The organism is Cupriavidus sp. GW822-FHT02D05, from assembly GCF_058802485.1.
In genome coordinates this window covers 56,029-82,677 of record NZ_JBXAOE010000009.1, presented here as the reverse complement: position 1 = coordinate 82,677, position 26,649 = coordinate 56,029, and the positions used below count along the sequence as shown (strand labels likewise).

14 protein-coding genes and 1 pseudogene are annotated in these 26,649 nt (G+C 63.7%); 6 read left to right on the top strand and 9 right to left on the bottom strand.

Going from position 1 to position 26,649, the window contains the following annotated elements:
* The first annotated feature begins 17 nt into the window (after positions 1-17).
* Genes gspI through AC1RQK_RS13845 form a run of 4 tightly spaced genes read left to right on the top strand, consistent with a single transcriptional unit; the run spans position 18 to position 3,032 of the window.
* Positions 18-425 carry a type II secretion system minor pseudopilin GspI gene (gene gspI / locus AC1RQK_RS13860; protein WP_492809382.1) on the top strand — a complete coding sequence of 136 codons (408 nt, stop codon included), beginning with the start codon at positions 18-20 and terminating at the stop codon, positions 423-425.
* Between the two features lie 37 nt (positions 426-462).
* Positions 463-1,086 (top strand): PulJ/GspJ family protein, encoded by a 624-nt coding sequence (locus tag AC1RQK_RS13855; RefSeq protein WP_492809381.1) that lies wholly within the window; start codon positions 463-465, stop codon positions 1,084-1,086.
* A gap of 51 nt (positions 1,087-1,137) precedes the next feature.
* Entirely contained in the window at positions 1,138-2,451 is a 1,314-nt protein-coding gene (gspL, locus tag AC1RQK_RS13850) for a type II secretion system protein GspL (protein ID WP_492809380.1), read from the top strand.
* The gene (locus AC1RQK_RS13845; protein WP_492809379.1) at positions 2,448-3,032 is read left to right on the top strand and encodes a type II secretion system protein M; all 585 of its coding nucleotides are present in this window, start codon (positions 2,448-2,450) and stop codon (positions 3,030-3,032) included. The genes gspL and AC1RQK_RS13845 overlap by 4 nt, the downstream gene beginning before the upstream one ends.
* Before the next feature lie 21 nt (positions 3,033-3,053).
* Here the strand turns inward: AC1RQK_RS13845 and AC1RQK_RS13840 are convergent, their stop codons facing one another.
* Genes AC1RQK_RS13840 through AC1RQK_RS13830 form a run of 3 tightly spaced genes read right to left on the bottom strand, consistent with a single transcriptional unit; the run spans position 3,054 to position 5,214 of the window.
* On the bottom strand, positions 3,054-3,491 hold the full coding sequence (locus AC1RQK_RS13840) for a lytic transglycosylase domain-containing protein (protein ID WP_492809378.1): 438 nt from the start codon (positions 3,489-3,491) through the stop codon (positions 3,054-3,056).
* A 29-nt stretch (positions 3,492-3,520) separates the two neighbouring features.
* A complete protein-coding gene (gene gspK, locus AC1RQK_RS13835) occupies positions 3,521-4,501 on the bottom strand; it encodes a type II secretion system minor pseudopilin GspK (RefSeq protein WP_492809377.1) in 981 nt (326 codons plus the stop codon).
* Entirely contained in the window at positions 4,498-5,214 is a 717-nt protein-coding gene (locus AC1RQK_RS13830) for a hypothetical protein (RefSeq protein WP_492809376.1), read from the bottom strand. Before AC1RQK_RS13830 ends, gspK begins: the two co-directional genes overlap by 4 nt.
* 581 nt (positions 5,215-5,795) lie before the next feature.
* Between AC1RQK_RS13830 and AC1RQK_RS13825 the strand changes: the two genes are divergently transcribed.
* Positions 5,796-7,019: a substrate-binding domain-containing protein gene (locus AC1RQK_RS13825; RefSeq protein ID WP_492809375.1), complete on the top strand. Its 1,224-nt coding sequence runs from the start codon at positions 5,796-5,798 to the stop codon at positions 7,017-7,019.
* Positions 7,020-7,458: 439 nt separating this feature from the next.
* On the opposite strand, the gene AC1RQK_RS13820 is transcribed toward AC1RQK_RS13825, so the two are convergent.
* The 5 genes from AC1RQK_RS13820 to AC1RQK_RS13800 form a co-directional block, all read right to left on the bottom strand.
* Positions 7,459-8,127: an RNA polymerase sigma factor gene (locus AC1RQK_RS13820; protein WP_492809374.1), complete on the bottom strand. Its 669-nt coding sequence runs from the start codon at positions 8,125-8,127 to the stop codon at positions 7,459-7,461.
* Positions 8,128-8,336: 209 nt separating this feature from the next.
* Positions 8,337-20,642 (bottom strand): filamentous hemagglutinin family protein, encoded by a 12,306-nt coding sequence (locus AC1RQK_RS13815; protein ID WP_492809373.1) that lies wholly within the window; start codon positions 20,640-20,642, stop codon positions 8,337-8,339.
* 353 nt (positions 20,643-20,995) lie between these two features.
* Entirely contained in the window at positions 20,996-21,997 is a 1,002-nt protein-coding gene (locus AC1RQK_RS13810; protein WP_492809372.1) for a FecR family protein, read from the bottom strand.
* Positions 21,998-22,109: 112 nt separating this feature from the next.
* Positions 22,110-22,625: an RNA polymerase sigma factor gene (locus AC1RQK_RS13805; RefSeq protein ID WP_492809371.1), complete on the bottom strand. Its 516-nt coding sequence runs from the start codon at positions 22,623-22,625 to the stop codon at positions 22,110-22,112.
* A 2-nt stretch (positions 22,626-22,627) separates the two neighbouring features.
* Complete coding sequence (locus tag AC1RQK_RS13800) at positions 22,628-23,374, bottom strand: TonB family protein (RefSeq protein WP_492809370.1); 747 nt, start codon at positions 23,372-23,374, stop codon at positions 22,628-22,630.
* A 1,914-nt stretch (positions 23,375-25,288) separates the two neighbouring features.
* On the opposite strand from AC1RQK_RS13800, the gene AC1RQK_RS13795 reads away from it, so the two are divergent.
* Positions 25,289-25,708, top strand: coding sequence for an HU family DNA-binding protein (locus AC1RQK_RS13795; RefSeq protein WP_492809369.1), 420 nt, complete (start codon positions 25,289-25,291; stop codon positions 25,706-25,708).
* A gap of 295 nt (positions 25,709-26,003) precedes the next feature.
* Here AC1RQK_RS13795 and AC1RQK_RS13790 read toward each other — a convergent pair.
* Positions 26,004-26,642: pseudogene (locus tag AC1RQK_RS13790) on the bottom strand (IS3 family transposase); the annotation flags it as partial.
* Positions 26,643-26,649: the final 7 nt, after the last annotated feature.

The window sequence follows — 26,649 nt, the reverse complement described above, 5'->3', positions numbered from 1 at the left end:
GCCTCTCGGGACGGCCTATGCCGGCTACGCCTCGGCCCTCATCGCCTGGCGGGTTCACGCTGATCGAAGTGCTGGTAGCCTTGACCATCGTCGCCGTGGCGCTCGGCGCCTGCCTACGTGTGGCCGGTCTGCTGGCCGACAGCAGCGACAGCCTGCGCGCGCGCAGTGTGGCCGAATGGAGCGCAGCCAACCGGCTTGCCGAACTGCGCCTGGCCAGACGCTGGCCGGAACCCGGCACACGCCGCTTTGCCTGCGACCAAGGGCGGGTGGCGCTTCGCTGCGAGGAAAGCGTCAGTCCCACCGCGGATCCACTAATTCGCCTCGTGGTGATCTCGGTCTATCGAAATAGCGACGGCAATGACGCAGGCACGCGGCTTGCCCAACTGGCCACGGTGATGACAGATGGCTCTCGTTCGGATCGGTAAGTACCGCACCATATGCAACCGTCGCGGCTTCACGTTGATGGAGATGATCATCGCCATCGCCATCCTGGCTATCATCGCTGTGGTCTCCTGGCGCTCGCTCGATGGCATCATCCGCGGCCAGCATGCCGTGGCCGACAGTATGGCGGAGACCCGCTCGCTGGATCGCCTGTTCGCGCAACTCAGCTACGATCTCGCCGAGGCCGTGCCCGACGCCCAACTGGGTGCCGGGGCGATCCAGTTTGATGGCGCACAGTTGCACATCGTGCGCGCATTGCGTGAGCCGGGCCGGCCGACGCGCTGGCAAGTGGTCGGTTACCGCACCGCAGATGGCATCTTGTGGCGCAGCATCTCGGCCCCGGTGGCCAGCCGCGAAGCCGCGCGCGCCGCACTCGAAGCGCCGCCCTCCGAGCGTCAGGCACTGGTCGAGCATGCCGTTGGGCTAGAGGTACGCGGCTGGATTGATCCGAGCGGCAATCTCGGGAACTCCGCCAATGCGATCAGCGCGGGCTGGGCCGTGCGTGACGGCGGCGTTCGCCCTCCGCCCGTACTGGCAGGTGCATCTCCCATACTGCCACTCAACCGGGTAACCGGGGTGGAAGTCGTGGTATTGACTGGAGCCCCCCCAACCGCCTACCGCCGCGTTCTGGCACCCACTCCATAAGCCGCCCGCCTTTTCACGCGTGCCGTCCGAATTCCCACGAGCGCCGATCCAATGTCCGAAACCGTCGCGACCTGTTATGTACGCCTGCCGGCCTGCCCTGCGCCGCTATCGACCGCACATCGCACAGCCAGCCTGTTTGACCCGCTGCGCGACGCATTGGCCTATGCCATCGCAGACGCAGACGGGCACCTGCTGCGGACCGGCCACGCTATATCCGCGGAACTACCGCTTGCACACGAAACGGTGCTGCTTGCCGACTCTCGCGATATGCTCGTGCTACGAGTACCTCTGCCGGCCGTCGCCGGCACACTGCTTCGCGAGACGCTGCCGGGCCTGGTCGAAGAACACCTGATCCGCGATGCCGAACACTGCCATATCGCCGTTTTGGCCCGTCATGCCGACGGTCAAGCCACACTGGCCATAGCCGACCGCCAATGGCTCAGCCTCCTCCTGGGCGCCTTCGGTCAACGGCGCCTGCGCCTGCTGCCAGCGGTACTATGCCTACCGCCGGGAGACCGCGGCTGCGGCACCGTCGTACTTGAGCCGGCTCCGGCAGCTCAGCCGACCGGGGGCTTGCCGGAACCCGACTCCGACTTCCGGGTTGCCACCGCGCCCGACGGGAATACCGAAGCCGGCGTAGCCGATACGCCATGGTTGCTCACCGTGCGCCAGTCCGGCGACGCTACCTATGGCGTTGCACTTCCCCCTGCTGAGGCACTAGCTTGGATTTGTGGCCCGCTGGCAGGCAGCACGCTGTACGCCGACAAAGCGCTTCATCCGCATCTTCCCGACGATCGCCACGCACAGGCCGCAGAGTGGCCGCTGTGGATTGCCGGCGCACGCGCCCTTCCGCAAATGGACGCCTGCCAATTCGAACTAACGGCGAACCGCCGCCGTGGCGCGGCAACCCCTGCCTCGAATGCCTGGCCGCTTGGCCTCGCGCTGGCGGCCAGCCTGCTCTGCCTAGCTGGGGTCAATGCGCAATGGTGGTCACTACAGCGTCAGCAGGATGCCCTAACGGAAACGATGAACAGCCTGCTTCGCGAGCATTTCCCCAAGACTGGCCCGATCGTCGACGCACTGGCGCAGATGCAGCAACAATTGAATAGCCTCCGCGAAGCGAAGGGCCAACCCGCCGCAGGAGATTTTGCGATACTCGCCGATCGCTTCGCCACTGCGCTGGGCCCGGTCCCCGTTACCGCTGTCAGCGAGATTGGCTACCACGAGGGTAGCCTTCGCGTGCGTTTGATCTTCTCCGGCAGTAATGCAAAAATTGACACCAATGGCCTGCGATCCCGCCTCGAGAAGGCTGGCGTGAGTGCGCGCCTGGAGGACGGCCAATGGATCCTGAGGAGCCGCACATGAAATCCCAGGCCGATGATGAGCAGCTCGCCATGCTGCCCCGTCAACTGCTGCGCAGGTATGCGCTTCACGTGAAGCCGCCCTTAGCAAGGGCTCGCGCCGCTTGGCTGGCCCGAGCCCCGCGAGAACGGCGTGCACTGCTGTTATGCGCACTGGTCCTCTCAGCCACGCTGGGCTGGTTTGTTGGCTGGGAGCCTGCCACCAACGCCATCGTACGCCTGGAGCGCGATCTGCCGCTCCAGCGTGAGCAGGCGGCGCACATGCAGGCGCTGGCGGCGCAGGCCGCGGCGCTGCGCGCTCTGCCCGACCCAACGGCGCACACGCCAGGCGAATGGAAATCTGCGCTGACAGCCTCACTAGCGCGCCATGGCATAGCGGATGCCAGCGTCAGGGTCGAAGACAGCACGTTGCGAGTGGAGGTGCCTCGCATCTCCTTCCACGCCTGGATGCAGTGGCTGGAATCCGTACGCAAGGAGTACGGGGTCAAGCCACTGCAACTGGACGCTAAAACTGTGACTGGCGCGGAAGAGGGACAGGTTTCCATAGACGCGGAGCTGAGCGCGCCTAGTGGGGCCAAGCGCTAGGCCCCGAGCCCATCCGCCTGCTCAATCTGAGGCAGGGCGCGTGTTCCCGCCAGCCGGCGGGATCGACCATCCACGGATGATCGCCACAACGGACGCAGCATAGCGGTCCCGCAGCGCGGGTGTCTCCGAATGGTAGGCGCCGACAGCCGTCCAGGTGTTGCCATACTTGTTCATCTTGCGACGCAGGTGCCACGCTCCGATGTAGATGCTGGCGCAACCATCGTAGAGCGTCTTTGCCTCGACGCCATAGCGCCTCAACTCCGGCAAGTGAATCGAGTTGATCTGCATCATCCCCATGTCCACCGACTGATTAACATTGCGATTGACGGCGTCCGGCCGAAAGCGCGACTCCTGCCACGCGATCGCGCGCAAGATCACCGGATTCACGCCGTGATAGGTACCGGCAGCTTCAAAGCAGTCTGCGTACGCCAGCGCGCAAGGTGCCATGAGCAGTACCATCCCGAATCCATACGTCATCGCCCCATGCATCAATCGAGCTCCTGCGTTTCAGGATCGCTAGACCACACCACTCGCGTACGCACCGCTGCGCCAATGCCCTCACGCAGCACCAATGCCTCTAGACGCAATACGGCACGCGCGTTGCGAACCTCACCTTGAACCAGGAAGTACTGGCTGCGCGTCTCCAGGAGCAGGCCTTGCGGCTCGGGCAGTCCTGGCGCGATGGCCTTGAGCCTGAGGCTAAGGTCGCCCACGTCACGAAAGTACGCCCGCTCCCGGTCCGACACCAAGGCGCTGGCCTGCGACACGGACAAACCGGGAATGCATGCGGCCAGCACCTGCGCCTCGGCCGTGTTGAGGTTGATCGAAGTCGCGACCGGAAGTATCACCACGTAGGGAATCAGCGCGCGAACCGTATCCCGCGTATAGCCGGGAATGGCGAGCAGATCCCGCATCTGCACTAGCGGCAGGCCCTCTCGTGCCGAGCCACCACCCTGAGAGGTCTTTAGCATGTATGTCGCTGTCACCGAGGCCAGCTCCGGGTTCAACGACAAGGAGGTGAGAAGCCGCTGATAGAGTGCCACGCCACTGACACGAACCCCGGCCGGCTTGCCGGCTTCTCCGGGCGCAATCAAGGTTGCCAGGTTGAAACGCGCCTGCGCATCCCGCACGCGCGAGCTGACCATCATGGCTTGCGGAGCGTCCGAGAAGCCAGCCAGGCGCACGGCCTGGGGGCCGAGCAACTCCGCCGCACGTATGGGCTGCAGCGGCTGGGCCCAGCGCTGGCGCAGGTGATCGACAGATGCCACCCGGCTGCTATCGAGCAACTGCAATCGCGCCCGCTCCACCACCAGCCACTGCATGGATTCTGCCTGCATGCGCAGACGATGCGCCTCCACTGAACGTGTGGCCACTTGCTGCTGTGCGAACATGGTTGCGACCAGCGTCGTCGCCAGCGCCACCACCAGTAACGCCGTCACCACGGCAGCACCGCTCTCCCGTGATCTCATGGCAACGTCCGCCCCGCAAGCGCCCAGAACGCTTCGATGTCGGATGTGGATACGTTCGGAGCTGGCTCTTCGAGATAGCTCCCCAGCAAGCCCACCTCCTGCACATGAAATAGGTGATGTTGCGCCGGCAGCGGTGCGGACCGCGGGCGCGCATAGTGCGTGCGAAAAAAACGCGGTGGATCCGTACGAGGCTCATGGAGATCACGTATGTCGCGCACGGTGGCATCAAACCAGAATCGTACCCAGCTACCGCCCTCACGATATCCACGCTCGCCGCGCATGAAGCCTGCGTAGGCGAGCAGCACATATGGCACGCACTCTTCTCGCAACCCGGGGTAGGCCCAAAGATTGCGACACGTCGCCACGTCAATCAACGAGATAAAGCGCTGTATCGTCAGGGAAGGGACATAGTGTACGTGACGCATCAAGCCAAGGTGCCATTGCCACTTGCGCAAGAAGCGAGCGCGATGCCATGCAGCCAGCGCTCCATTGGGTTCCGCAGTCACGGTGATCTCCTCGGGCGAGTCGCCATTTCGCACCAGCGGACAACGAGATCGCTTGTGCGTGTCGTGGCTGAAACGCGGCTTGATGCGCAGGCTGCATGCGGCGATCAGTAGGAGCGGCTGATGACAGATCGGACAACGCGCCTGCGGCAGACGACTTGGTGTCAAGCTACTACCAAATTCATCGAGATACGCCTGCAGCGTGATCATGCGCGCTTCTCTTGGATGCAATACCAGATTCATCGAACGGACCTCAAGTCCAGAGTGTCCGCAGTGCTCCCCTGGTGCCTGGCCCGAGTCATGCCCGTTTTGATGAAGATACACAGTCACTCGCCCTTGTTCCGAAGCACCCTGTCGTCGCTGGCTCATTCCGGCCGCGTTAACGCTAAGCTACAAACAGCGATTTGCGTACCCATGACGAAATCTGCGAAGATCACGGCCATCAGACGAATATCGCAATCGCCGTGGCGCTTTGGCTTTTTCTGATCGGTTTCCGTAAAAAAATAGACAAGAAGACCCGCATCGCTACCGTAGCAATCCCCATAAGCGACGCCCGATCAGAAGTCTGCTCTTCATATCCGCGACGCACCTTTTTTCGTTCGCTAAATGACGAAAATGCATGAGCCAGCTTCGTCGTCTCTTCACCATTTCATCCCGCCTTCTTCATTTCGCCATCCAATAATTTCATTGCGGACGGCAACCACTCCAGCACCTTCTAAACGACGTCCGCGGCAAGTGAAGTCATGCATCAATCCTTAAATGCTTTCCACCCAATCAACGGGAGTTGCACTGTGAAACTGAAGCACGCACTGATCAACGCGGCCTGCCTGGCCGTCGCTTTCTCGGCCTCGTCGGCCATGGCCCAAAACGTGGTCGGCGGCGGCGCATCGCTGCCCGAGTTCCTGTACAAGGCGGAAATCGGCGCCTTTGCTCCGGACTATCTGTACGCCTCCACCGGCAGCGGTGCCGGCAAGACGGCCCTGCTGACCAACGTGGCAACTGCCTTCAACAACACCTACACGCCTCCGCGCACCGACGCGGTGGTTCATTTCGCCGGCAGCGATTCCGTGCTGTCGTCGACGGACATCAGCGGCTACACCCGCGCTGCAACTGACGGCAATCTGGTGCAGATGCCTTCCGTCGGCACTGCGGTAGGCATTCCGTTCAAGGTCGGTACGCTGAGCGCCCTTACCCTTACCGCCAACCAACTGTGCGGCATCTTCTCCGGCAAGTGGAAGACCTGGGACAAGGTCAACGTCAGCTATCCCGCCAGCGACATCAATGTCGTCTACCGTAGCGACAGCAGCGGCACTACCGAGATCTTCACCCGCCACCTGAACGCGGTCTGCAGCACGGCATCAGGCAATTCCCTGATCAACTTTCCGGTCACCACGCGCTTCTCCGACGTTGTGGCGCTGATCAATGCCGCGCCCAACGACCCGCTCAACCCGAAGAACGTGAGCACGAACTTTGTAGCTGCATCGCTGAGCGCTGGTGTCCGTGATGCGATCGATGCTCGCACCAATGTCATCGGTTACCTCAGCCCGGATTACATCAACACGACGCTGGCACCGACCTCGACCGCGGCCACGAAGAATCTGACTGCTGCATCGCTGCGCAACAAGAACAACTCCACGGCCTACACGCCCTCTTCCGCCAACACCACGTTGGCTCTGACCAACCTGACGCTGGGCAGCAATCTCGCTGACCCGACAAGCTGGGCGCCGACGGTCGCCGATCCCGCCAGTGGCTACCCGATTTCGGGCGTGACCTTCCTCGACCACGTGACGTGCTACAGCAACAGCAGCGTGCTGAGCAAGATCCTGGGCTTCCTGGACCGTCACTACACCTATAGCGGTGTCAACGACAACACGTCGCGAATCGAAGGCAACGGCTTCGCCAAGCTGCCGGCCACGATCGTCACTGCGATCCGCAACAACCTGCTGACCAATAGCAGCGGCAATAACCTGAACCTCGGCAACGCTACCGCGTGCTCGGGCAAGGCCGGCCGCTGAGACGCGCCGATTGATGCAGTAGCTGCCGGCGCAATGCCGGCAGATCTCTGACAAACCCCACACCGTTCGAGTGTGGGGTTTCTTTTTTGGCGACGCCGGTCGTCATAGCCCCCTTTCTTTTAGACTCGCTGCAGAGGCAACTCAACAATCGGATTTGGAAAGCGAACATATGGAACAGCAGACAAAGATGATGGCGAGCAAAGAATGCGTCCATTCAACACCCGACATGCACGGATTGTGCGGCGCTGGATGACCGTGCTGTCGAAGGCAGCGCGGCGGGGGCGAATTCGGAAGATCGATTTTGGTTACGTATCGATGCGCTGTAGTGTCCGCTGCAACTCAATTGTCGAGCTGGCGCATGCAAACCGAGAGCGCTTTGGCAGTTGGACATGGCACCACAGCCCCTCAAACCCAGCCGCGGCTGACCTTCATCTCGTGGCTACTCTACCGGAGAGATCGCGACGCCGGCGGCGCCCCACTTGATCCGCCATCGCGGCGACGCACAGCGGGACGCGTTCGCACCCACCGTCACCGTCCGACCAGTACCCTCGGCGCACAGGTCCAGGGCCCGCCTCAGCATCTTGTCGACGCTGCGCATTGACAGGCGATGAAACGCCGCCACCTCCTGGCGAGTCTGCTCTTCGACGCGCAGCGCGACCAGGACCGCTTGATGGCGATATGGCAGGCGACCGAGAGCATCGACCACCGCCACAAGCTCGGACCGGGCCTCGACAATGGTTGCCGGACCTGGCGCGGCGTCGACGATGTACTCCAGTTCGGCGCCGGCGTCACCAGTATATTGCCACGACCGGTTGGCGCGCAGGCGGTCCACCGCCTGGTTGCAGGCCATGCGGTACACGTAGGCTTCGGGACTCTGGATCTGCGCGCAAACCCTCCGTTTTCCCAATTGCAGCCAGGCATCGTGCAGGGACTCGCTAGCCAGGTCGGGACAACGCAGATGACGCAATAGCCGGCTGTGCAGCCGGTCGTAGTTCGCCACTAGGAACTCGCGCAGCATCACGCTGTGATCGCCCTCGACGAAGGTGACGCGGGCTGCGTCGGCAACCGCGTCGCCCCCCTCCACGCAGGATTCGTTATTCAGGTCCATGACGGATCTGCCTCCATCTACCATATCGACAAAACCTGCCGCATGACCGGCACTTAATGCGGACGTTGCCGCCCCGATGGCATCCCTACGACAGGCAAGCGGTTGCAATAGCAAGCCAGCAAGCCATGCCCGAGTCAAGGGCGAAGCGATCCCCGGCCCTGCCTCGCGAGCGCGGCGACAGGCCGGGAAAGCCACGTCCTATACCCGCCCTAGCGGTCTTGCTGCAACTGGCGGCGCTGCTCCGCGGTCAAGCGCGCTACTTGCCTGACATCGAAGTCCCCGCCAACGCCCACGAACTGCACTGGACTCGTTGCGTCGTAGGGGATGTGGAGCTGCCCGGAACGCGGCGGCACATTGCTCTGCTCGCCTTCAGTGGGCGGCGATTGCTCGCTGCCAAAGCCCAGTACCCGCACCGTGAAGATGGATGGCAGATTCTGACGGGCCGCTGCACGATCGCGCTGCGTTGCGTCCTGCGCCGCCGTCGCCGCCTGCGCCGCGGCCGAGCTCGCATTGGTCAGCGCACCGACGTTCACCGCCGCGATCGTCGGCAGGCCCGTCGCCTTGCCCTGCCCCACGATATTGGCCGCGTTGACGATCTGCAGCGCCGCCAGGTTGATGTTGCCCGAGAACCGGATGCCCGCCTCGCCTGCATCGATGGTGCCCAGCGGGGCGTACAGGTCCACATCGCCGGCCGGCACGTCGGCAATCGGCGCCAGCGTGGCGATACCGGCGCCCGACGATGGCGTCTGCGAAGACAGCTTCACGTTGCCGTAGTCGTCGTACACCCGCTTGGGCGGCGTGTAGACCACCGTCGTCTTGGAGCCCCGCCCCGCATTGATGTCGCCTTCGGCCGACCATGCCAGGATGCTGCCGCCGAAGGTGGTCATGATGCGCGACAGGCCCAGCAACACGCTGCCCTTGGAGTACAGATCGATGTCGCCTGCGCCTTGCGTGACGATGCCAGAGGATGCCGGGGGTACCGTGCCCTGTACGCCCGCGACGATCTGGCCTGCCGGCGCCAGCATCTGGATGTCGCCGCCGAACAGCGTGCGGATGCCTGAGCCGCCGAACATCGTGATATCCCCCGTGCGCGCGATCTTGCCGCCCTGGGCATCGCGCTCGGGGAACAGCGCCGCGATGGCGTTGCGCCCGCGCAAGTAGCTGCCATAGCGCCGGCTGTCGGGATCGTTGTACTCGCGCCCGCCGGCCTTCAGTTCGGCGTAGTAGACCTCACGCAGGAACACGCTTTGCTGCTCGGGTGCGAGTGCATTGAAATAAGCCAGGGCCTCGGCACCAGTGCCAGCATAACCGTAGCGCTCCCTGAGCCATGCAGCCAATTCGCCTTCGTAGGTCCTGGCGACCTTGCCCGAGCCGTCCAACGGCGTGGCGGCTGGCAACCGATTGGCGGGGTCGAGGTAGCGTTTGAGCGCCGCATAGTCCGGACCATTGGACCCGACACCGGCCATGGCCACGATGGATGCGCCGGGACGGCTGTCCCCGCTGGCGAGCGGACCGATGCTGGCGATCGAGCCCTTGTCGCCCTGGTAGAAATTGCGGCCTGCCGAGATCTCCAGTGTGCCTGGGCCCGCCACCTGGAAGTTGGCTTGAAGGATGTCGCGTCCTGCCCGTACCAATGACACATCGGTGGCATCGGGGTGGTAGATGAGGTTGCCCGAAGATGCCGCACCATAGTTGCCGTTAGCATAGAAGGGCTTGCCGTCAGTGTAGTGGTCAGGTTGTGCGCCGGCACCCACGATGTCGCGCCCTGCCATGATCCAGACCGGCTTGGCCGCGACATTCCACTGATTGACCGGCTTGTTCGAAACCTGTTTTCCGCTGTTGGTGAAATCCAGCACCTCGCCGGTTCTTAACCCAATGATGTCACCATCGACCGCATAGAAGCGCTGCGGCTCATAGTCACCGGCGTGAAGAATGCCCGTCACCGTATTGGGACCGAAGGCGTAGAGCGGCAAGCCATAGTCAAGGCCGCCGCCATCCACGCTGATGTTCGTGAACAGCGCGCCGCCAACCCCGGTCGGACCCATAAAGGCCGCCTTGAACGGCGTCGGCAGCACGCCCATGCCGGCACCCGACATGTTGATCGGCATGCCCAGTGTCTGGATCGAATTGCGCGCGAGAATTTCCAGTTGCCCGCGCGGCGACGGCGCCAGCGCCAGCGAGGTCACATAGCCGTTTTCGTAGAATTTGGCACCGTAGTAGATACTGCCTTCGGCCGCCGCGGCGCGCAGGATCGATGGATAGTCCCCCCCTTGGCGGTTGTCGTTGATATTCACACCGACAGTGGTGGGCGTGAGGTTGCCGCCGGCGGCAAACAGATCGACCGCCGTGCGATCGGTCCACAGCGTGAACCAGCTGTAGCCGCCGCCCTTGTAAGGTATCGTCACGCCGTTGGACGTGATGCTGTAGGGCGTGGTGTTCTGCTGTGCCGTGCGGCCGGGATCCTCGGCGCTCGACAGCACCAGATCGCCGCGCGAGGTGAAGGACACGGCAGTGTCGCCCGCCAGCACCAGTGGTCCGCCGTTCGAGCGGCCGCCATTGGCCACATTGGGATCGGGCGCGCGTGGATCGGCCGTGTACGAGGGTGCGCTCATGCCATAGCCGAGATCGATGCGCCCGATGGAACCGGCGCTCACTTCGATGGCGCCGCGCACATTGGTCAGCACGCCATTAAGGTTAGCTGCCAGCGTGTTACCGCGTACCAACGTTGATACGCCGTACTTGCTAGGATTGACGTTGGGATCGAGCGGGTTGAGCGCACCGCCGATCCGGATGCTCACGTCCCCGCCGCCGCTCTGAATCAATCGGCCATCGGCGGTAACGCGGCCCGTGCCGCCTGCGGCGACCGTCAAGCCCTGGCTGACCGGTTTGATGTCATCACCCATGCCGTCGATCACGCCGGCATCGCCCCCGGTCCGGATGGCGACATTGCCGCCACCCAGGGCGCCGAAGCCAGTGAAGCCGACCAACCGAGGCTCGCCGCCGGCATAGGAAGGCAGCGGCACGCCGCTGCCATTCAGCGGTAGCACGTAGGTGCCAAAGTTCACCCACCAGGCGGTGGGCAGGCCGGATATCTCGGCACCCTGCCGCCATAGCCAGTTGCCTGTGGCATTGGAAGGCAGAAGGCTATCGGCGTTTGAAGAATTGAACACCGTCAAGCCCGTGAGCTTGCCCTGGGCCGTCAACAGCAGATTGCCCCCGTTTTCCGGGTACCACGCCTGATAAAGGCTGGACGATCCAGCGACAAGGCTTTCGTAGCCACTGCCATCGGGGCCCAGCACGCTGGCGCCGCTGCCGTCTGGCTGCCGCCCGCGCGGCTGGTTGTACGGATTGGAGCCGTCGGCCGCGAGCACCGGCACCGACTGGGTACCCGCCGTATAAACGCCGAACAGCGACTTCATCGAGACATCGCCTCCGGCCAGCAGATCGAGATCGCCAGTACCGGTGCGCACCACACTGATGGCCTTCGCAGTCTTCGTCGGCCCGCTGAAATGCTCATCGTCGAGCACCAGATTGCCCGTCCTCGTTGCCTGCAGCGCACGCGTATCCACCGACGTGACATCGGCGCCGCTCGCTAGGCGCATCGACCACGATTGAGATCCGGCCGGCAGCATTGGCGATACCGCCCAGAGCCGGCCAGGCTCAGGGCGCGGGCCCGACGATGAGATAGTGATCGGACTTGGCGATCCGGCTCCGATGGAGATATAGCTCGTGACGGTGCCGCGCGGTACCGTCATGCCGGGATCGTAATAGTCGTTCTCGGTGATGTCGACGATGACACCGCCGTCGGGCACGACATAATCGATTTCAATCGTCTTGGCTTCCCTGGTCAAGAGAGGCGACGGCAGCGTTTCACCTGGACGGACACGCAGCGAAACGACCCAACCGTAATCATCTGCGGTTTCCGGCGGCGGCGCAAAGCCATCATTGATACTGCCCTTGATGGTGAGGTCACCGCCGGCGCGCAGCGTCAGGACGCCCGGCTCGCCCGAGCCGCGCGTGAACGGATCCGCACCCGGACCATAGCGGTAGCCCGAGAAATCAAGATCGCCATCGACCACCAGGCTGCCATTGGCCATGGCGCTGGCGATCTCCACACCGGGACGCAGATGGTAAGCCGCGCCGTAGGCCCTGAGTCCGGCCAAGCGCCCTTGCAGACCGGCATTGCTCCAGGCGGCGCCGATGAAAGCCCTGCTGTCCGCATCGATGCCGTCCAAGTAGGCCTGCGTAATCACCTGGACCGGACGGCCGTCAGCCGAAGGCGTCCCTGGCGGCGCGTCGATGTAGCGCCGGAAGCCGTTCACCGCGACGCTCTTCGCACCGTCGATGAAGACAGGTCCGGCCGCGTCGACAGCGATGTCGCCATCACTCCCATCAAGGCGCGGTGCATTCAGACTGACCGTACCGCGCGCGACGCCATCCGCCGCACGCACATCGATCGTCGCGCCGGAGGCGATTCGCAGCCAGCCTGGCAAGCCGGTGACAGGGTTCTTGCCGGCCGTAAGATCGACGATCGCCCGGTTGGGCGCATCGATCGGCTGGCCGTAGCTGTCCACGCGCAACTGAGTGCCATGCGCATCGAGCACGGCGTTGGACGTCAGGGTCAGGCCGTCGCGCGCAGCCAGCCGGATCGTGCCCACCTGCGGTCCGCTCGCATCGACCCGGCCGTTGACCGTCAGGCTACCGCCATCGACCGACACATTGATGCTGTTGGCCTTGATCTCATCGCCGACGACGAGGTTGAGCCCCTCCCTCTTCAGCTGGAAGCTGCGGCCACCGAGCACACCGTTACCGTTGAGGCGCTGGTTGAGCCCCGCGAAATCGCCAATAGCCTGGGCCCGCACGTCGATCGTCGCACCCGGATACGGCACCAGCGTGCCGCCGGCGTCATGGGTGCCGCTGGCGGCGCCGAGGATGGCGCCGGCCAGCGTCACATCCCCCGCGGCCGCATCGGTTGCAGCCGCGGACAGCGAGCCGCCACGATTGTTCTTCGCCGAGAGGTCGATCACCGATCCGGATGCCTGGGCGATATTGCCATGCGCGCTGGAGAGGATCAGGTCGCCGCCCCAGCTGTACTTGCGGACGTCGAAGAAGCTGACCTCGCGTCCCGCCAGATCGATGTGCGCGGTGTCCCCCAACCGGATATCGCCGTCGGCCTCGACGGTAAGCTTGCCGCTGGGCAGCGACACCACGCTGTCGAGCGTCACCGTCCGCCCCTTGAGGCCGATCTCCGCACCCAGCACGCCAGTACTCGCCGCGGCAGTACCCGCGGGCGCAGACACCGTCAGGGCACCGCCCGCCGTGTAGCGGTTGATCGACGCGGCAGCGCCGGTCAGCAGCGGCGTGACCAGATTGAGGTTGCCTCCCGCGTAGGAGGCCGCATCGGTGCCGCTCTGGTACACCGCCAGGGTGTTGCGATTGTTGGCGGTAATGCGCTGGCGGGCATTCAGGTTGACCGTAGCGAAGCCCAGCGCCAGCCGGTCCAGCGTGAGCTGCGTATCGGGCTGCGTGAACCTGGGATAGCCAAAGACAATTTCGTCGGCCACGAGGTCTAGCGTGCCGGCACCGGTACTAGGACCGCCGGCTACCACCTTGGGCGGCGGCAGGCTGCCGGGTTGAGACATGGAGTCCCGCGCCTTGCCATCGCTGACGCCGTTCCAGAACAGCGTTCCCGTAGTCAGCGTCGCCTTGTCGCCGACGGCACCCAGGCCATAGATGGCCGGCGTGCTAAGCACCAGTTCGGCAAGGCTCGACCTGCCGGTAGCCGGATCGATGGTGTTGAAGGAGGCGGGTCCGAGAAAGTTGACCGAACCGCCCGCCGACAGAATCAGGGTTTCGAGTTTTGGGATGCCGATCCCCGCATTGCCTCTGAGCAGGCCGTCGAACACCTGCTGGTTGAGGGTCAGGCCGTCGGGCAGCACGTGGGCGGCGGCGGCGGCATCGATTGCTGCCTGCTGTCCGATATTGATGCTGGGGGCCGCCACAGACAAATACCTGGCGCCGTAGCGCGCCTCCGGATCGAGCACCAGCTTGCCGGCCGCACTGACCACAAAGCCCAACGTGCCTTCCGTATACAACTCGGCCTTGCCCACCGTGATGCTAGACGAGGTATCGCTGGCTTGCGACACCAGGTCGACAAAGCCATTCGACAAGATCAGGGCGCCGGTCGCGCGATTGGCAAAATAGCGGTAGCCATCCGCCGTAGGAAAAGGAGTCGCACTCCCTCGTCCAAGGGTACTGATCCGCGCGCCGTCTTCCACGGTCACGCCATCAACGCCCGCAGCCAAGAATATCTCGGGGGCCTCAAGCACAACGCCATTGCGAACGACGATGCCTTTGGCGCCGCCGAACAACGTAATCGTATTTTGAAATTGGACGACGTTGCCAATCATCATGCGATCCGCACCGACGGCGTTGAGGTCGTCTGCCGATAACGAAATGCGATCCGCGGCAGAAGGGGCTCCCGAAGACTTGATTTCAATACTTCCGCTTCCAGTCGTCGCAACGCTTAGCATGCCACCGTAGCCACCCCGGCCCGGAGTATACAGGGCATGGCCCTTGAAACTGAGTGCTGGCCCGGCACCCGGCTGCTCGGCATATGACAGGATCAACGACTTGGCATCCACCGGCAGTATCGGGCGCAATGCTCCCGATCGAGCCGCATCGGCGATCAGGAAGTTGGCATAGCTGGTCTCGTTGTATTGCGAATGGGCTCGCACCGTCTGGCCGGGCGTCACCATCAGCTGCGTCGGCTGCGCATCACGGTAACTGGTATTGGCGATGCCCTGATAGCCCGACACAAGCCAGGAACCGTTGCCGGCGGACATGGTGGCAACGCCCGCTGTCGACAACGCCGCTTGCCCGCCGACCTCCACGCGATAAGCGCCGGGTAGCAGCGCATAGCGCGCCGGCATCAGCGTATAGGTGCCCGCCGGCAAGCCTGGTACGCCAGCGGGCACGGTGATCTGCCGCCCGACGCCGGGCGCGGCGCCCGCAGAGGCGTCGATCGGGGCGACGCCCGGCTGTGCCCCCGGCACGATGGCATAGACCTTGTTTCCGGCCGCACTGAACCCATAGCCCGGCCCGGCATTGGCCAGCGGCGTAGTCAGCACGTCGACCGAGCCGCCGCGTCCACTGACGAATCCCGAACCCAGCAATTCGCCACCGCCGGACAGGTCGATCGTAGCGCCTTGCCGCACGTCGAACGCCTTGCCTGCCAGTGTGACGCCGGCGTTGAAATTCAGCGATCCGCTCAGCGCATTGCCGCTGTGCGAATAGGTGATGCCGTCCACGGTACCGCCATAGGGCAGCACCAGACCGTTGGCGCTGACCGAGGTGATACTGCCGGGCAGCAGGTCGATCTTCTCGGTAACCGGCGGTTTGAGCGTACCGCTGCTTGACGTCGTGCCGAGCGTGATCGAACCCAGCGGGGCACGCAGCACGCCACCCTGCTCGATTTCCTTCGCGTAAATAGTAAGGCCGCCGAATACCGACCCGGGTAGGGCCGGCAGCGCGTCACCGGTACGGCCAATACGCACAGCATCCCGGGCCATGATGATCGAGCCCGGAGAGGAGATCGTGCCATTGGCGCTGCTGATCGGATAGATCTGCGCGGCGTTGAGATCCAGCGTGCGGCTGCCGACGAGATTGCCGATCACCCGGATATCGCCCCGGCTGTTCAATGTTGCGCCGTCAAAGCCGGCGTAGTCGAAGGTGCGCGAGCCGCCCAGCAATGGCACGGAGCCCATGGCACCGCCGAGCTGCAGCGCATGGATGTCGATCAGGTCGGCATCGACCAGCAGCTTTGCGCTGCCCACCCGAGTGGAGGGCGTGATGGCGGGCAGATTGCCCTGCGCCTTCGGATAGACCGAGCTCCCGGTGATCGGTTTGCCCGGCGCTTCCCGAAATGCGACGTGCGGCGCGGCAAGCCGAACGGACACCGCGGAGCCGTCCGTGACCAGCGCCGAGTGGTAGAGCTCGATATTGCGGCCAAGCGCCAGATCGACATTGCCATCGAAGCGCACGATGTCGGCATAGGCCGAGAGACTGTCGAAGCCACCGGACTTGATCTGTTCCGCGCTGATACGCGCGGTGCCAATCTGCAGCGGATGGTCGGAGCCGCTGGCGACGTGGTCCTGCCCGATGACCAGTTCGCGCACGAAGCGCACATCGTCGGGTATCAGCGGAACGGTATCGCTGGACTTATAACGCGCCGTTTCCAGCGTCAGAATCAGCGTGCCGCCCCGGGCGCCTGCGCCGCCGACAGCCGCCTTCATCGTGCCGTCGAGGTATAGGCCATTGAACGAATTGAGCGCGATGGTACCACCGTTGCTGGCCAGCGCGAGCGGGTGGGACTGACTTCCCGGGGTCGATCCGATGGGCAGATCGATCATGGCGCTCGTGCCGCTGGCGTCGAGCACCGCGCCCGGCCGGATCACAATGAAGGCCTCGGCCGCCTGGGCGATGCCGCCCCCATTCTCGCGCCTAGTCGGCGCGCCAATGGTGATGCTGCCGCCATCGGGCGCGATGCCGTAACGCAAGCCCTCGCGGTCCGTTGCCGTCACGGCGCGCGCGGCCACATCCAGCACCGCATGATCACCGATAAGGATCGAGCGCTGTCCCGGCGTCGAACCGGCCGGAGCACTTTCCCCCGCGGCCGTATTTGCCTGGATGACATCGATCGCGCCGCCACCCGCTTGCAGCCTGCCGTCGATCGTGATCTGACCCGGGCTTTCGACCACGATGCGACGGCCGGGGTCAACGGTGATCGACGCACCCGTGCCGATGTTGACGCTGCCTACGCCACCGACCATGGCGGCATTCGACTTGAGCGCAACATCGGCGCCCGCGCGCTGAGTCAGTTTGCCGGCAACGGGGTCTTCCTGATACTGCGGCGGCGTCCAGAGTTCGAAAACGGCGGACGGATCAGCCCCCGTAGCCACACCGGATGCCGCCGCCGACAGTCGATAGACTGGCATCGCTGCATCGATCTTCGTGCCTGCCGTGACGGCAAGGCTTTGATGACCGTCGATTGAGTAGCTGGAAAAGCCTTTCTGAAAGAGAGATGTGTCCAGATACTGAACAGGCTGGACCTTGACCGCCTGCGGCAGTCTCGTCCCCGCCGCGAGTTGCGTTCCAGCGGCAAACGTGGCGTCTTTCGGCGCGATTTTTCCGGCAGCTATCACCACCTGAACAGGCTGAATGGGTATGCCATTCGGAAATATGCTGGCAGGAACAACATAGCTGGCCGGAAACTCACTTGGAGAATAGATCGCGGTGATGACCGAGCCGGCGCCAAATGACGGCTGCGACCAGGGATATACCGGCGTATAGACCCCGTCGACCATCAAACCATAGAAGTTACTGGTCGCGGGCGGTGGAGTCCAGTCCTGTGCCAGCACAACCGGATGGCTTTCGGAGAAATTGGGAGCTCCGCCAACAGCCTCGCCCGGCAGCGAAACGGTCTTGGCGTATTGATAAGTGATCGGCAGGACATCGCCAGCCTTGACGGTGAACGCCTCGGTAGTGACGAGATTAACCACGGCCGCCTCGCCCACCCCGAGCGTGCCGTTGGTCTCAAGCACCGTGCCGCCAATGGCGATGGCTGGCCCGGCGCCGATGGTGAGCGTGCCGCCGCCATTGACGCCATAGCCTCTGATGTCCCCACTCAGCGTCAGCGTGCCCGCCCCGTTGCCCCCGTCATCGGCACTCAGTTTCACATCGCCGCCCTTGCCGCCCTTGATCTTGCCGTTGGCCAGAATCGCCGCACCCGACGACACATCGATCAGGCTGCCCGCGCTGAGCGTTACGTCCTGCGTCGAGCCAAGCGTAACGCTGCCGCCGTCCAGGTAAGCCAGGCGGGACAGATCAGCCGGGCCTTGCTGCGCATTGGTCCACAGTCCCCGCGCATCGATGGTTCTTCCGGCAGCCAGCGTCACGCCCGCGTGGCCGTCCGGCGTCAGCAGTACTTCGGGGCTACTGGCCTGGAAGAGGTTGCCGACGGCCACCTGGCCGCCACGCGCGGTGATATCCGCATTGATGCTGGTGACGGGAGAGGTGATTGAGAGCCGTCCGCCATTGGCGAGGACGAGCGGGGCATCTACCGCGACCTGGCCGCGGGTTGCGAGGTCCAGCCCGCCGAGCTGTTGCCCGTTGAGACGAGCTGCGTCCAGCCACACCGTACTCAATCGTGTCGCTTCCAGCGCATCGGTCACCGCCATATTCGACGTGATGCTGTCGATATTGCCAATCTTCACATCGCTGCTGAATGCATTGGTGCGCCCCAACGCGCCATACTGCCCCAGCGCCAGGCTGCCCGCGCGGGCCACCGCGCTCTGGCTCTGCTTGTAAGCATCCGTCACGCCGGCCGAGGCGGCACGCGTCTGCTGCGCGCCATTGAAGACGGTGGCGACGATGTCGCCTTCGAGCACCGCCGTCGGCGCGCTAACGATCAGCTGGCCCGCATCCCGGCCCACCGTATAGCCGTTCTCCAGCAGCCGCTGCGGCGCGATCAGCGGTGTGTAGTAATACTCCGTCGTATTCTTGCCCCAGCGCGCATGCTCGCTCTCGAAACCCTTGTACACGCCGGTGAACACGATGTCCGCCGGCGCACTGTTGACGTTGTACAGCCGCCCGTCGCTGCCTTTGAGCCAGGTCTGGTTCAGGTACCCGGTCTGCACGTTCAGGCTTCCGCCAGACAGGTTCACGCTGGAGCCGGCCTGGGTGACGACCTCCTTGCCGCCCAACACGATGGTGCCGCCTTGCGCGGCCCACTCCCCGATGCCGTGGCCCTGGTTGTTCAGATACCCCCCGACTTCCAGCAGGCCGCCCGCCGTGTACCAACGCTCGCCCGCGTATCCCCCGGTGCCGGCAGGCACGTAGGTCAACCTGCGACGGTCGATCCAGACGTTCGCGTTGAGCAGGTTGCCGCTGTCGCGGTTACCCGGCGCATCGCGCTGCTCGTTGCCCTGCACGTTGATCTTGACGTTGTTCGCTTCCATCGCCAGGCTCACACCCACCGCGCCGGAGACATCGAGCTGGGCCCTGTCCGCCACGAAGCTGCGCCTGGCCGCGCTGACCGCGATCTGGCCACCGGTGGCGAGCGTCAGCGAATTACCGTCGAGGAGTACGTCGCCGCCTGAAACGATCTCGATGCGCGACTGGTCGCGCCGATCGGGCAGGCGCGCGAGATTATCGAAGGCGCCGGCGGCCATCTGGGCACGTATCTTGTCCTGATCCGCCGAATCCTTGATCAGCGCATCGCGCTGGCTGTCCAAGGCACGGGCCATGCCGTCGTCCTCGATCAGGATCGCGGTGGTGGCACCCTGGCCCAGCGTGACCTTGCCCTGCTTATCGCTGGCCGAGTTCAGCAGGTGGATCGTGCCGCGCGCGTTCACGGTGGTGCTGGCCACGGCCACGCCGTCTTGCCGCACCTCGCGCCCGGCCAGCGTGATGTCGCCTTCGCGGGCCAGGATCAAGCCGGTGTTGCCCACCTTGCCGGCCGTGCTATCGGCGGCGAACTGCGGTGCGATTTCATTGCCGCGCGTGGTCGAGGCGGTGTTGCCCTCGGTCCCCGCGCCCTTGCGGATGATGAAGCTGTCGCCGGCGGCCAACTGGGTCTGGCCCCGGTGTGTGGTGATCGCGCCGGCGTTGTTCACTTCGCTGCCCAGCAGCATAACGTAGCCACCGCCATCGGTGACGCGCGACGGCTCACGCGCCGAAATCCGCGCCCCCGCCTGCACCTGCACCTTGCCCAGCGCGTCGGTAAAGCTCGGCGTGGTTGCGTTGGGTCCATAGATGCCGTTCTTCTGGAACTGGTCGTTGCTGATATTGGCTGCGGCGGCCACCAGGTTGCGGGTGTCGACCTGGCTGCTGCCGTTGAAGATGATGCCGTTACGGTTGACGACCATCACCGTGCCGTCGCCCTGGATCTGCCCCTGGATCTGGCTGGGCCGCGCCTGCGGGTCGTTGACCCGGTTGAGCACAGCCCAGTCCTTTTGCTGCGCGAAGGCCACCGTGGTGCTTTTGCCGACGTTGAAGGTCTCCCAGCTCAGGATCGCCTTGTCGGCCGTTTGCTGGATGGCCACCGTGGTCCTGCCATCCGCGACGGTCTGCACCGGGGCCTTGGCGTTGAGCCAACTGGCGGTCAGGCTGTTGCTGTCGACCTTGAGGCCGCCGTCGGCGAGACCATCCGGAACCGAAGCCTCATTGAGGGCGGCCAGCCGGGCTGCGGCTTGCGCAGACTGCTGGGCGGCGATGGCCTGCGCCGCCGCGCCGAGGTTGGCGATGGAGCGCTGCAATTGCGCGTTGGCCTGTTCTTGCTGTCCCTGCGGGCCGGTCAACGACGAGGCCAGCGTCCCGTTGGGTAGCCTGCCGGTCTGCGCCGCCGTGCTTTGCGCGGCGCCCTTGGCCGCGAACCAGGCACCGCTGAAAGCCTGCTGCGCATGCACATCGGCGACGAGCCCGCTGGCTACCAGCGCCACGGCGATCGGTGCCATGCGGAACGCCCGTCCCTCTTGCATTCCCGGCGATGGTGCCGTCGTCGCGCCTCTGTGTCCGCCTGTGCTCATGTGAAATTCCTGCCCGAAAGTTTGAGTCGATGCCAATCGCCTGCCCGCCTCGCGTCGGGTAGCTCACGTCCATTGGGGCCATCACATGCCCACCGACTCGCGCCGGCGACAAAACGCCCCCCTGTCTAAGGGACGAACAGCGTCACTCAAAAACCGCAAACTTTTTTCGGATCGGATTTCTTCGGGATCGGTCCCGGCACCCCGCACACAGGCAACGCGCGACACGTTGCCTGGGCACATTGCACAATCAGGCGGAAAGTCTCTGCGTCGTAAAACCGACCTCAGCTCAACACCAGCAGCCCACCCGGCAGGACGCGGGCATTGAGCCCAAACACCTCCTGCAACTGCCACAGCGCCACGTCCAGCGAGGCGATGACGAAACGCCCGCTGACCGGCTTGTTGCGCACGCTGTCGTTCACCAGCAGCACCCGGCCCGGCCGATAGCGATTGATCTCTTCCAGCACGTCGGACAGCCTAGTCTGGTTGAACACGAGCAAGCCATTGCGCCACGCCGACACATCCGCCAGGTTGACATTGCCCACCCCACTGAGCGCCTTAGCGTCATAGATCGTCTGCTGCCCGGCTTTCAGCGTCCGGCTGCCGGTGGGATGCTCCACGCGCACTGACCCTTCGATGCACGTCACGCAAACCCTGCCGTCCAGATTCCTTACCTCGAACTGCCCAGATTCGGCCAGACTGTTCCCGGCACCAGCGGCCACCGCAAAGACGCGCCCCGCACCATTCAGGTCAACGGCAGCCTCGCCATTGATCAGGTCCAGCCCGACCGTTTCCCCACCATTCATCTGACGGCGCACGCTGGTCCGCGTATTGAGCGTGACGCTCACGCTGGCAGCCAGCATGAGCGTACGCTGCTCGCCCGCGCGTGTCTGGTCGTCGGCATCCCATTCCGCCAGCGCTGGCCACAGGCCGAGCGGTGGGTACACCACGGCGACGCCGCCAGCAGCAGCCGCACTCGCGGCCGCACCCAGGAAAGCCCGGCGGCTCCATTGAGGTGCGCCTGGAACGCGTTTGTGCAACACGGCCGCTTCCGGTTTGAGCCGTTGCAGTTCTCGGGCTGGCGCCTCGATCGCGTCCCAGCGGAGCTTGACCGTGCTATAGGCCGCCTGGTGCGCCGGGCTGGCCTGCACCCAGCGACGGAATCTCTGGGCGTCCAAGGCCTTCGCATCGCCCGAGGTCAGCAGGCGCAGCCAGCTCCACGCCTGCGCTTCCAGTTCGGCAAGCGACACAGTGTGGCCTTCCATGTGCGTCGATGTCTTCGTCATGTCATGTCCGACGTCCAGACTTTAGCGGCACCCGTAGCGCAGTCTGCGGGCAGGGTTCCCTATTTCTTCTGTTCTCATAATTGATGACGAATGGCGGTACGTAAAACCCGCATTATTTCTTCCCGACAGTCATGCACGCATCCAGGGATTCGTGAATGCGCTTCAGTTCATATTCCACCGTCCGTAGAGACACACCCAAACGCTGGGCAGCTTCCTTCTGGGTGACGCCCTCTGAATGCACCAGCAACGCCAACGCCCGGCGACGCTCCGGCATGCGATCCAGCAGCCTCATCAGCGCATCCAGGTCGGAGCGAGCCTCGGCGACTTCCGCAGGGTTGGGAGCCGGGTCGGCCATCTCTTCCAACAGCCCGTCAACCTCGTCGCCCGACAACGAACGGCTCTGCCTGCGCTGGACGTCCACCGCTGCGTTGACCGCCATGCGCAGCAGGTAGGCGCCCGGATTCTGGATCGGACCGTAGTTCTCCTTTCCCTTCAGACGCAACCAGGTGTCATGTAGCGCATCGCCGGCCGCGTCGTCATTGCCAAGCAGCCTGGTCAGGCGTGCCTTGAGATTACCGTAGCTCTTGCCCAGATAGTCCAGCAGCATGAGTTGTGAGTCTTCGGACATGGTCAGAACTCGCTAATATCCTGGCCGCATTGCGGCCCGGCTGCCGGATCGGTCGGTCGAATCACCATAGTCAGGGGCTGATGCGCGATTGCCGGCGGCGCAGACCGCTCGATATGCACACGTCGCAAGGCATCCAGCAATGCGGAATCACGGCGAGCGTCGCCGCTAGAGCCAAGCAGGCGCGCCCCCTGGATGCTGCCGTCCGCGTCCAAATGGAAGCGCAACAACGCGCTGTAACTGCCCGGCGCGGTTCGCGTATTGGAACACAAAGCCTGCCAGATGCGCGCCTGCGCCAGTCCAGCGTAGCCCTGCGCGCTGAACAGGGCAGCCATGCCGCCCCGTTGCCCGCCGGCCTTTTCGTCCGCCTTCTTAAGCACGAAGGTCTGGCCCAGGCCCGAATTGCGCTTGTCGGCAACCAGCCCCGTGCCATCCAGCAGAAGGCGCATCGATGCTTCGGCAGAATAGCGGCCCCGCACTGCCGACGACATGCGCCCCTCAACAATATCGCTGGGAAAGAGAGCCGGGTGCCCGGTGACATCGGCATATCGGTTCAGCGCTGCATCGAGGGGCTGCACCGGAATATCGAAATCGAAGAGCTTTGTGCTCTCCCCGGCGACAGGCACCGTAGGCCGTGTACCCGACGACACGGTCGACTGCGCGCGCGCCGATTCCATCGCGGTCAGAGCGCCCAAACCGATCAGGCATCCCGCCAGCGCAAGCACACTGACCGATGCCGGGTTGCCTGTCATCTTCTATTGCGCGATCGCTTGAACTTCAGGTGATTTCTACAGCATAAATCGTCGGAATAAGTTGGAGAATACGCATACGAAGTGACAAGTTCGTGACGTGCGATCAGCCATGCGTGAGTCCCGCGCTCCTGGTACGGCCCTCGCAAGCTCTGGCCCCCACCTGCCCTTTGTCCGACCCAAGACATTGAATAGCGCAGCGCTTGCAGGATTGGCCCCAATCGCACCCGGCGGCCACGTACGGCCTTCCTATGCCGGCTCACGTATGCCTGGCAGGCACACTCCATTGCATAGCCCGGGGCATCGGGTGCCATCACCAAAGCTCCTCAATCGGATCTGCTCGCCCGTTTACGATGGCTGGCGGAATTTGAAGTCCCATTCCGGATCCCTGGGCCGCCACTTCGTACGCCTGAGACTCACGCGCAGCATGAAATACGGCGCGCTCAAGAGGAGGCACGTGATCCTTTGGGACGACCAGCATTGTCAAGTCCATTCCCGCTAGAGCTTGGAGGACATAGGCAAGGTGACCGCCATTTCAGTTCTCACGCTTCGACAGCGCTCCCGCAAACACCCAACATGTTCTGGCGGTGAATCGCTTGGTAGATCTTCCGCGGCGCGAGCCACGTGCACCCAGTCAAATACGGGAGGCCTTGGGTCCTCTCAGTACCATCTTCCAGCGCCCGGGGCCGCGCGCCGCACCTTGTCGGCTCCTCCAATGGAGGAAGGCGCCGACGCGAGAGACATCGTCCGTCGGCCCAAGATAGATACTCGACTGAATAGGGAGGAGGCAAGTCTCGTTCCTTCTCGTGCATCGAAGCGTGGGCGCATCGGATCGCGAATTGGCCACCTGTGCACCGGCTCGCTTCGTCAAGATTGCGGTCGTCCGTAATCCTCCAAATATGGATTCTTATCTGAGATAAGTCACCAGATATGGGTGGTTATGCCTGGTTACTCTGAAAACAAAATAGCCGATTGGATTTGGGAGTTGCGTCAGATTGGCTCTGTCCTTTTCGCAATGACAGCATCGCGATCGACGCGACCCTCGCACCTTCGGCTCGGGCCACATCGGTGCCTTCTGACTGGAACCAAAGGCCAACTACACCTCCGCCACCCGCATGCGAAAGTTGAAACTGCTCGACATGCTGTGCAGCAAGTTGGTGGCCATCAGTGTGCGACACAGCGACCCTGCCGAGAATCTGGAGCGCCATGGAGAATGGTCACAAGACGATCCCCCGCCGATCTTTCATCCCGGAAGACGCAGATGCCCAGCTGCAGGCCCATCGGCAGCCGCACGCCGGCGACAATCTCGCAACGCTCCGCAGCACGGCCATCGTCGGCTTCCTTTTCGGCACTGGCGTCACGGTAGCAGAGGGCCTAGCTGCTGCGCAGGTGACCGACCTGCAGCCCGTGGCCGCGCCGCCCGATCTGCGTGATCCTGCGCATGGCACGCGTGTCACCCGCATACGCATCTGGACTCGTTCGACGTGCCCATCCTTTCGGCATGGCTCGAATGCCGTGTCTCCCGCCCTTCTCCGTGAATCTGGTGTTCTCGCTGACCAGTGGCACGCCGATCACGGAGGCCAGCCTCGGCAGAATCGTGTGCGCAGCGCTTAAGGCTAATGAGTCCGAAGCGGCCTACATGCCTCGCGGATCCTGCGTAGTCCATTCAGCCGGTAGCCGGCTGCATGCGGGACGCTCGAGCAAGGATGTCAGCAAACCGCTGGGCTTGGTGAGTTTAAGGACCTGCGACCGAATCGCTGCCATGATCGAATAGCCGCCAGCGCGTGATCGAACCTGCAGAAGTGTTGGAAATGCGACAGTGGGTCACAGCTTGCAAGGACTTTGCTATCCTTCACGCTGCGCCAATGCCGTCGGCATGCTGGCGCCTCACTTAACAGACAACGAGCACCCATCCATATGGCAACCAAAGCAAAACCTGTCGCGAAGAGCGCCACGCCTGTGGCCAAGAAGGTAGCACCGGCCAAGAAAACCGCCGCCGCAGCGGCCGCCGCGCCAGTCGCCAAGCCACTGGCGGAGAAATTCAACAAATCCAGCCTGCTTGCCCACCTGGTCGCAAAGACCGAGCTGGATGCCAAGACCGTGAAGACCGTATTGACTCATCTGGAGAACACGGTCCTGAGCGCCGTGCACAAGAAGGGCGCGGGCGAGTTCACCCTCCCCGGCCTGCTCAAGGTCGTGGCCACCCAGGTCCCGGCGACTAAAAAGCGCTTCGGCAAGAACCCGTTCACCGGCGAAGATCAGTGGTTCGCAGCCAAGCCGGCAACCGTCAAGGTAAAGGTTCGCCCGCTGAAGAAGCTCAAGGACGCCGCGCTTTAAGCTACACGTAGCGCCGCCGGATGCCTTGGCATGGTCCCTCGGCGGCGCTGAACGAATCCACGCCGACCCATCGCCGCGAGCCGCTTTCCCGCAACTCCGACTGCCGTATCGCCGCGGAAGCCGCCATCATTGGAGCGTCGCAGTAGCGGCAGGAAGCAAACATGCACGAACTGCGTAACGAGTGCCGTTTCCCATCAGCGGATCTTCCGATCGAGCCTATCTGGACTATTGGCAGAATGCCACCGACATGCTGTGGATCGTCACCGCCACGGCAATGCGCCTGGTCTCGTTCGATAATGTCGCTCGTCCAGACTTGGTTCGGTGCCGTTGCCGCGAAGTTGCGCTCCGGCAGGTTCGGCGCTACCGGCAGATTGTGATTCGAGTTCGTCGTCGCGATGTACTTGCGCTTGTGCTTCGCACGGATGCTATGCTGCGCCATCAGCTTGCGAACACGCTCCGTGCCTACGCGCACACGGCGGCGAGTTCCATCCACACGCGCGGCCAGCCGTATTCGCCGTTGACCTGCGCGTAAATCGCCTTGATGTGTGCAAACAGAGCATCGTTGCTAATACAAGCTCTGGGCGCCTTGTCGCCGCCGCTGCACTGCCGATATCCACTCGGGCTGATTTCCAGCGCTTCACACAGGACTGCGACTGGCCAGTGGTGTCGGTTCCGGTCAATGACCGCGCACTTCAAATCGACTCCTTCGCCAAGTCGCTTTTTTAAAATATCGCGCTCCATCTTCAAGCGAGCCACCTCCACACTCAACCTCGCCAGTTCCATCTGTTCTGGACAGACCGGCTTCGACCCAGCCCCGACCAGTTTGCCTTCCCGGTCCGCTTTGACCCAGTTGTGAAGGGTCCGCTGTACCACACAGCGTCGCCGACACCGTCGCTTGGCTTTGACCCCTCTTCACCAATCGCACCGCTTCCAGTTTGAAT

Excerpts from the sequence above, each read along its gene's own strand:
- AC1RQK_RS13845 (WP_492809379.1), top strand. The coding sequence starts at position 2,448 with ATGAAATCCCAGGCCGATGATGAGCAGCTCGCCATGCTGCCCCGTCAA.
- gspK (WP_492809377.1), bottom strand. The coding sequence starts at position 4,501 with ATGAGATCACGGGAGAGCGGTGCTGCCGTGGTGACGGCGTTACTGGTG.
- AC1RQK_RS13810 (WP_492809372.1), bottom strand. The coding sequence starts at position 21,997 with ATGACGAAGACATCGACGCACATGGAAGGCCACACTGTGTCGCTTGCC.
- AC1RQK_RS13830 (WP_492809376.1), bottom strand. The coding sequence starts at position 5,214 with ATGATCACGCTGCAGGCGTATCTCGATGAATTTGGTAGTAGCTTGACA.
- gspL (WP_492809380.1), top strand. The coding sequence starts at position 1,138 with ATGTCCGAAACCGTCGCGACCTGTTATGTACGCCTGCCGGCCTGCCCT.
- AC1RQK_RS13805 (WP_492809371.1), bottom strand. The coding sequence starts at position 22,625 with ATGTCCGAAGACTCACAACTCATGCTGCTGGACTATCTGGGCAAGAGC.
- AC1RQK_RS13795 (WP_492809369.1), top strand. The coding sequence starts at position 25,289 with ATGGCAACCAAAGCAAAACCTGTCGCGAAGAGCGCCACGCCTGTGGCC.
- AC1RQK_RS13820 (WP_492809374.1), bottom strand. The coding sequence starts at position 8,127 with ATGGACCTGAATAACGAATCCTGCGTGGAGGGGGGCGACGCGGTTGCC.
- AC1RQK_RS13815 (WP_492809373.1), bottom strand. The coding sequence starts at position 20,642 with ATGGCACCGATCGCCGTGGCGCTGGTAGCCAGCGGGCTCGTCGCCGAT.
- AC1RQK_RS13840 (WP_492809378.1), bottom strand. The coding sequence starts at position 3,491 with ATGGTACTGCTCATGGCACCTTGCGCGCTGGCGTACGCAGACTGCTTT.
- gspI (WP_492809382.1), top strand. The coding sequence starts at position 18 with ATGCCGGCTACGCCTCGGCCCTCATCGCCTGGCGGGTTCACGCTGATC.
- AC1RQK_RS13855 (WP_492809381.1), top strand. The coding sequence starts at position 463 with ATGGAGATGATCATCGCCATCGCCATCCTGGCTATCATCGCTGTGGTC.
- AC1RQK_RS13800 (WP_492809370.1), bottom strand. The coding sequence starts at position 23,374 with ATGACAGGCAACCCGGCATCGGTCAGTGTGCTTGCGCTGGCGGGATGC.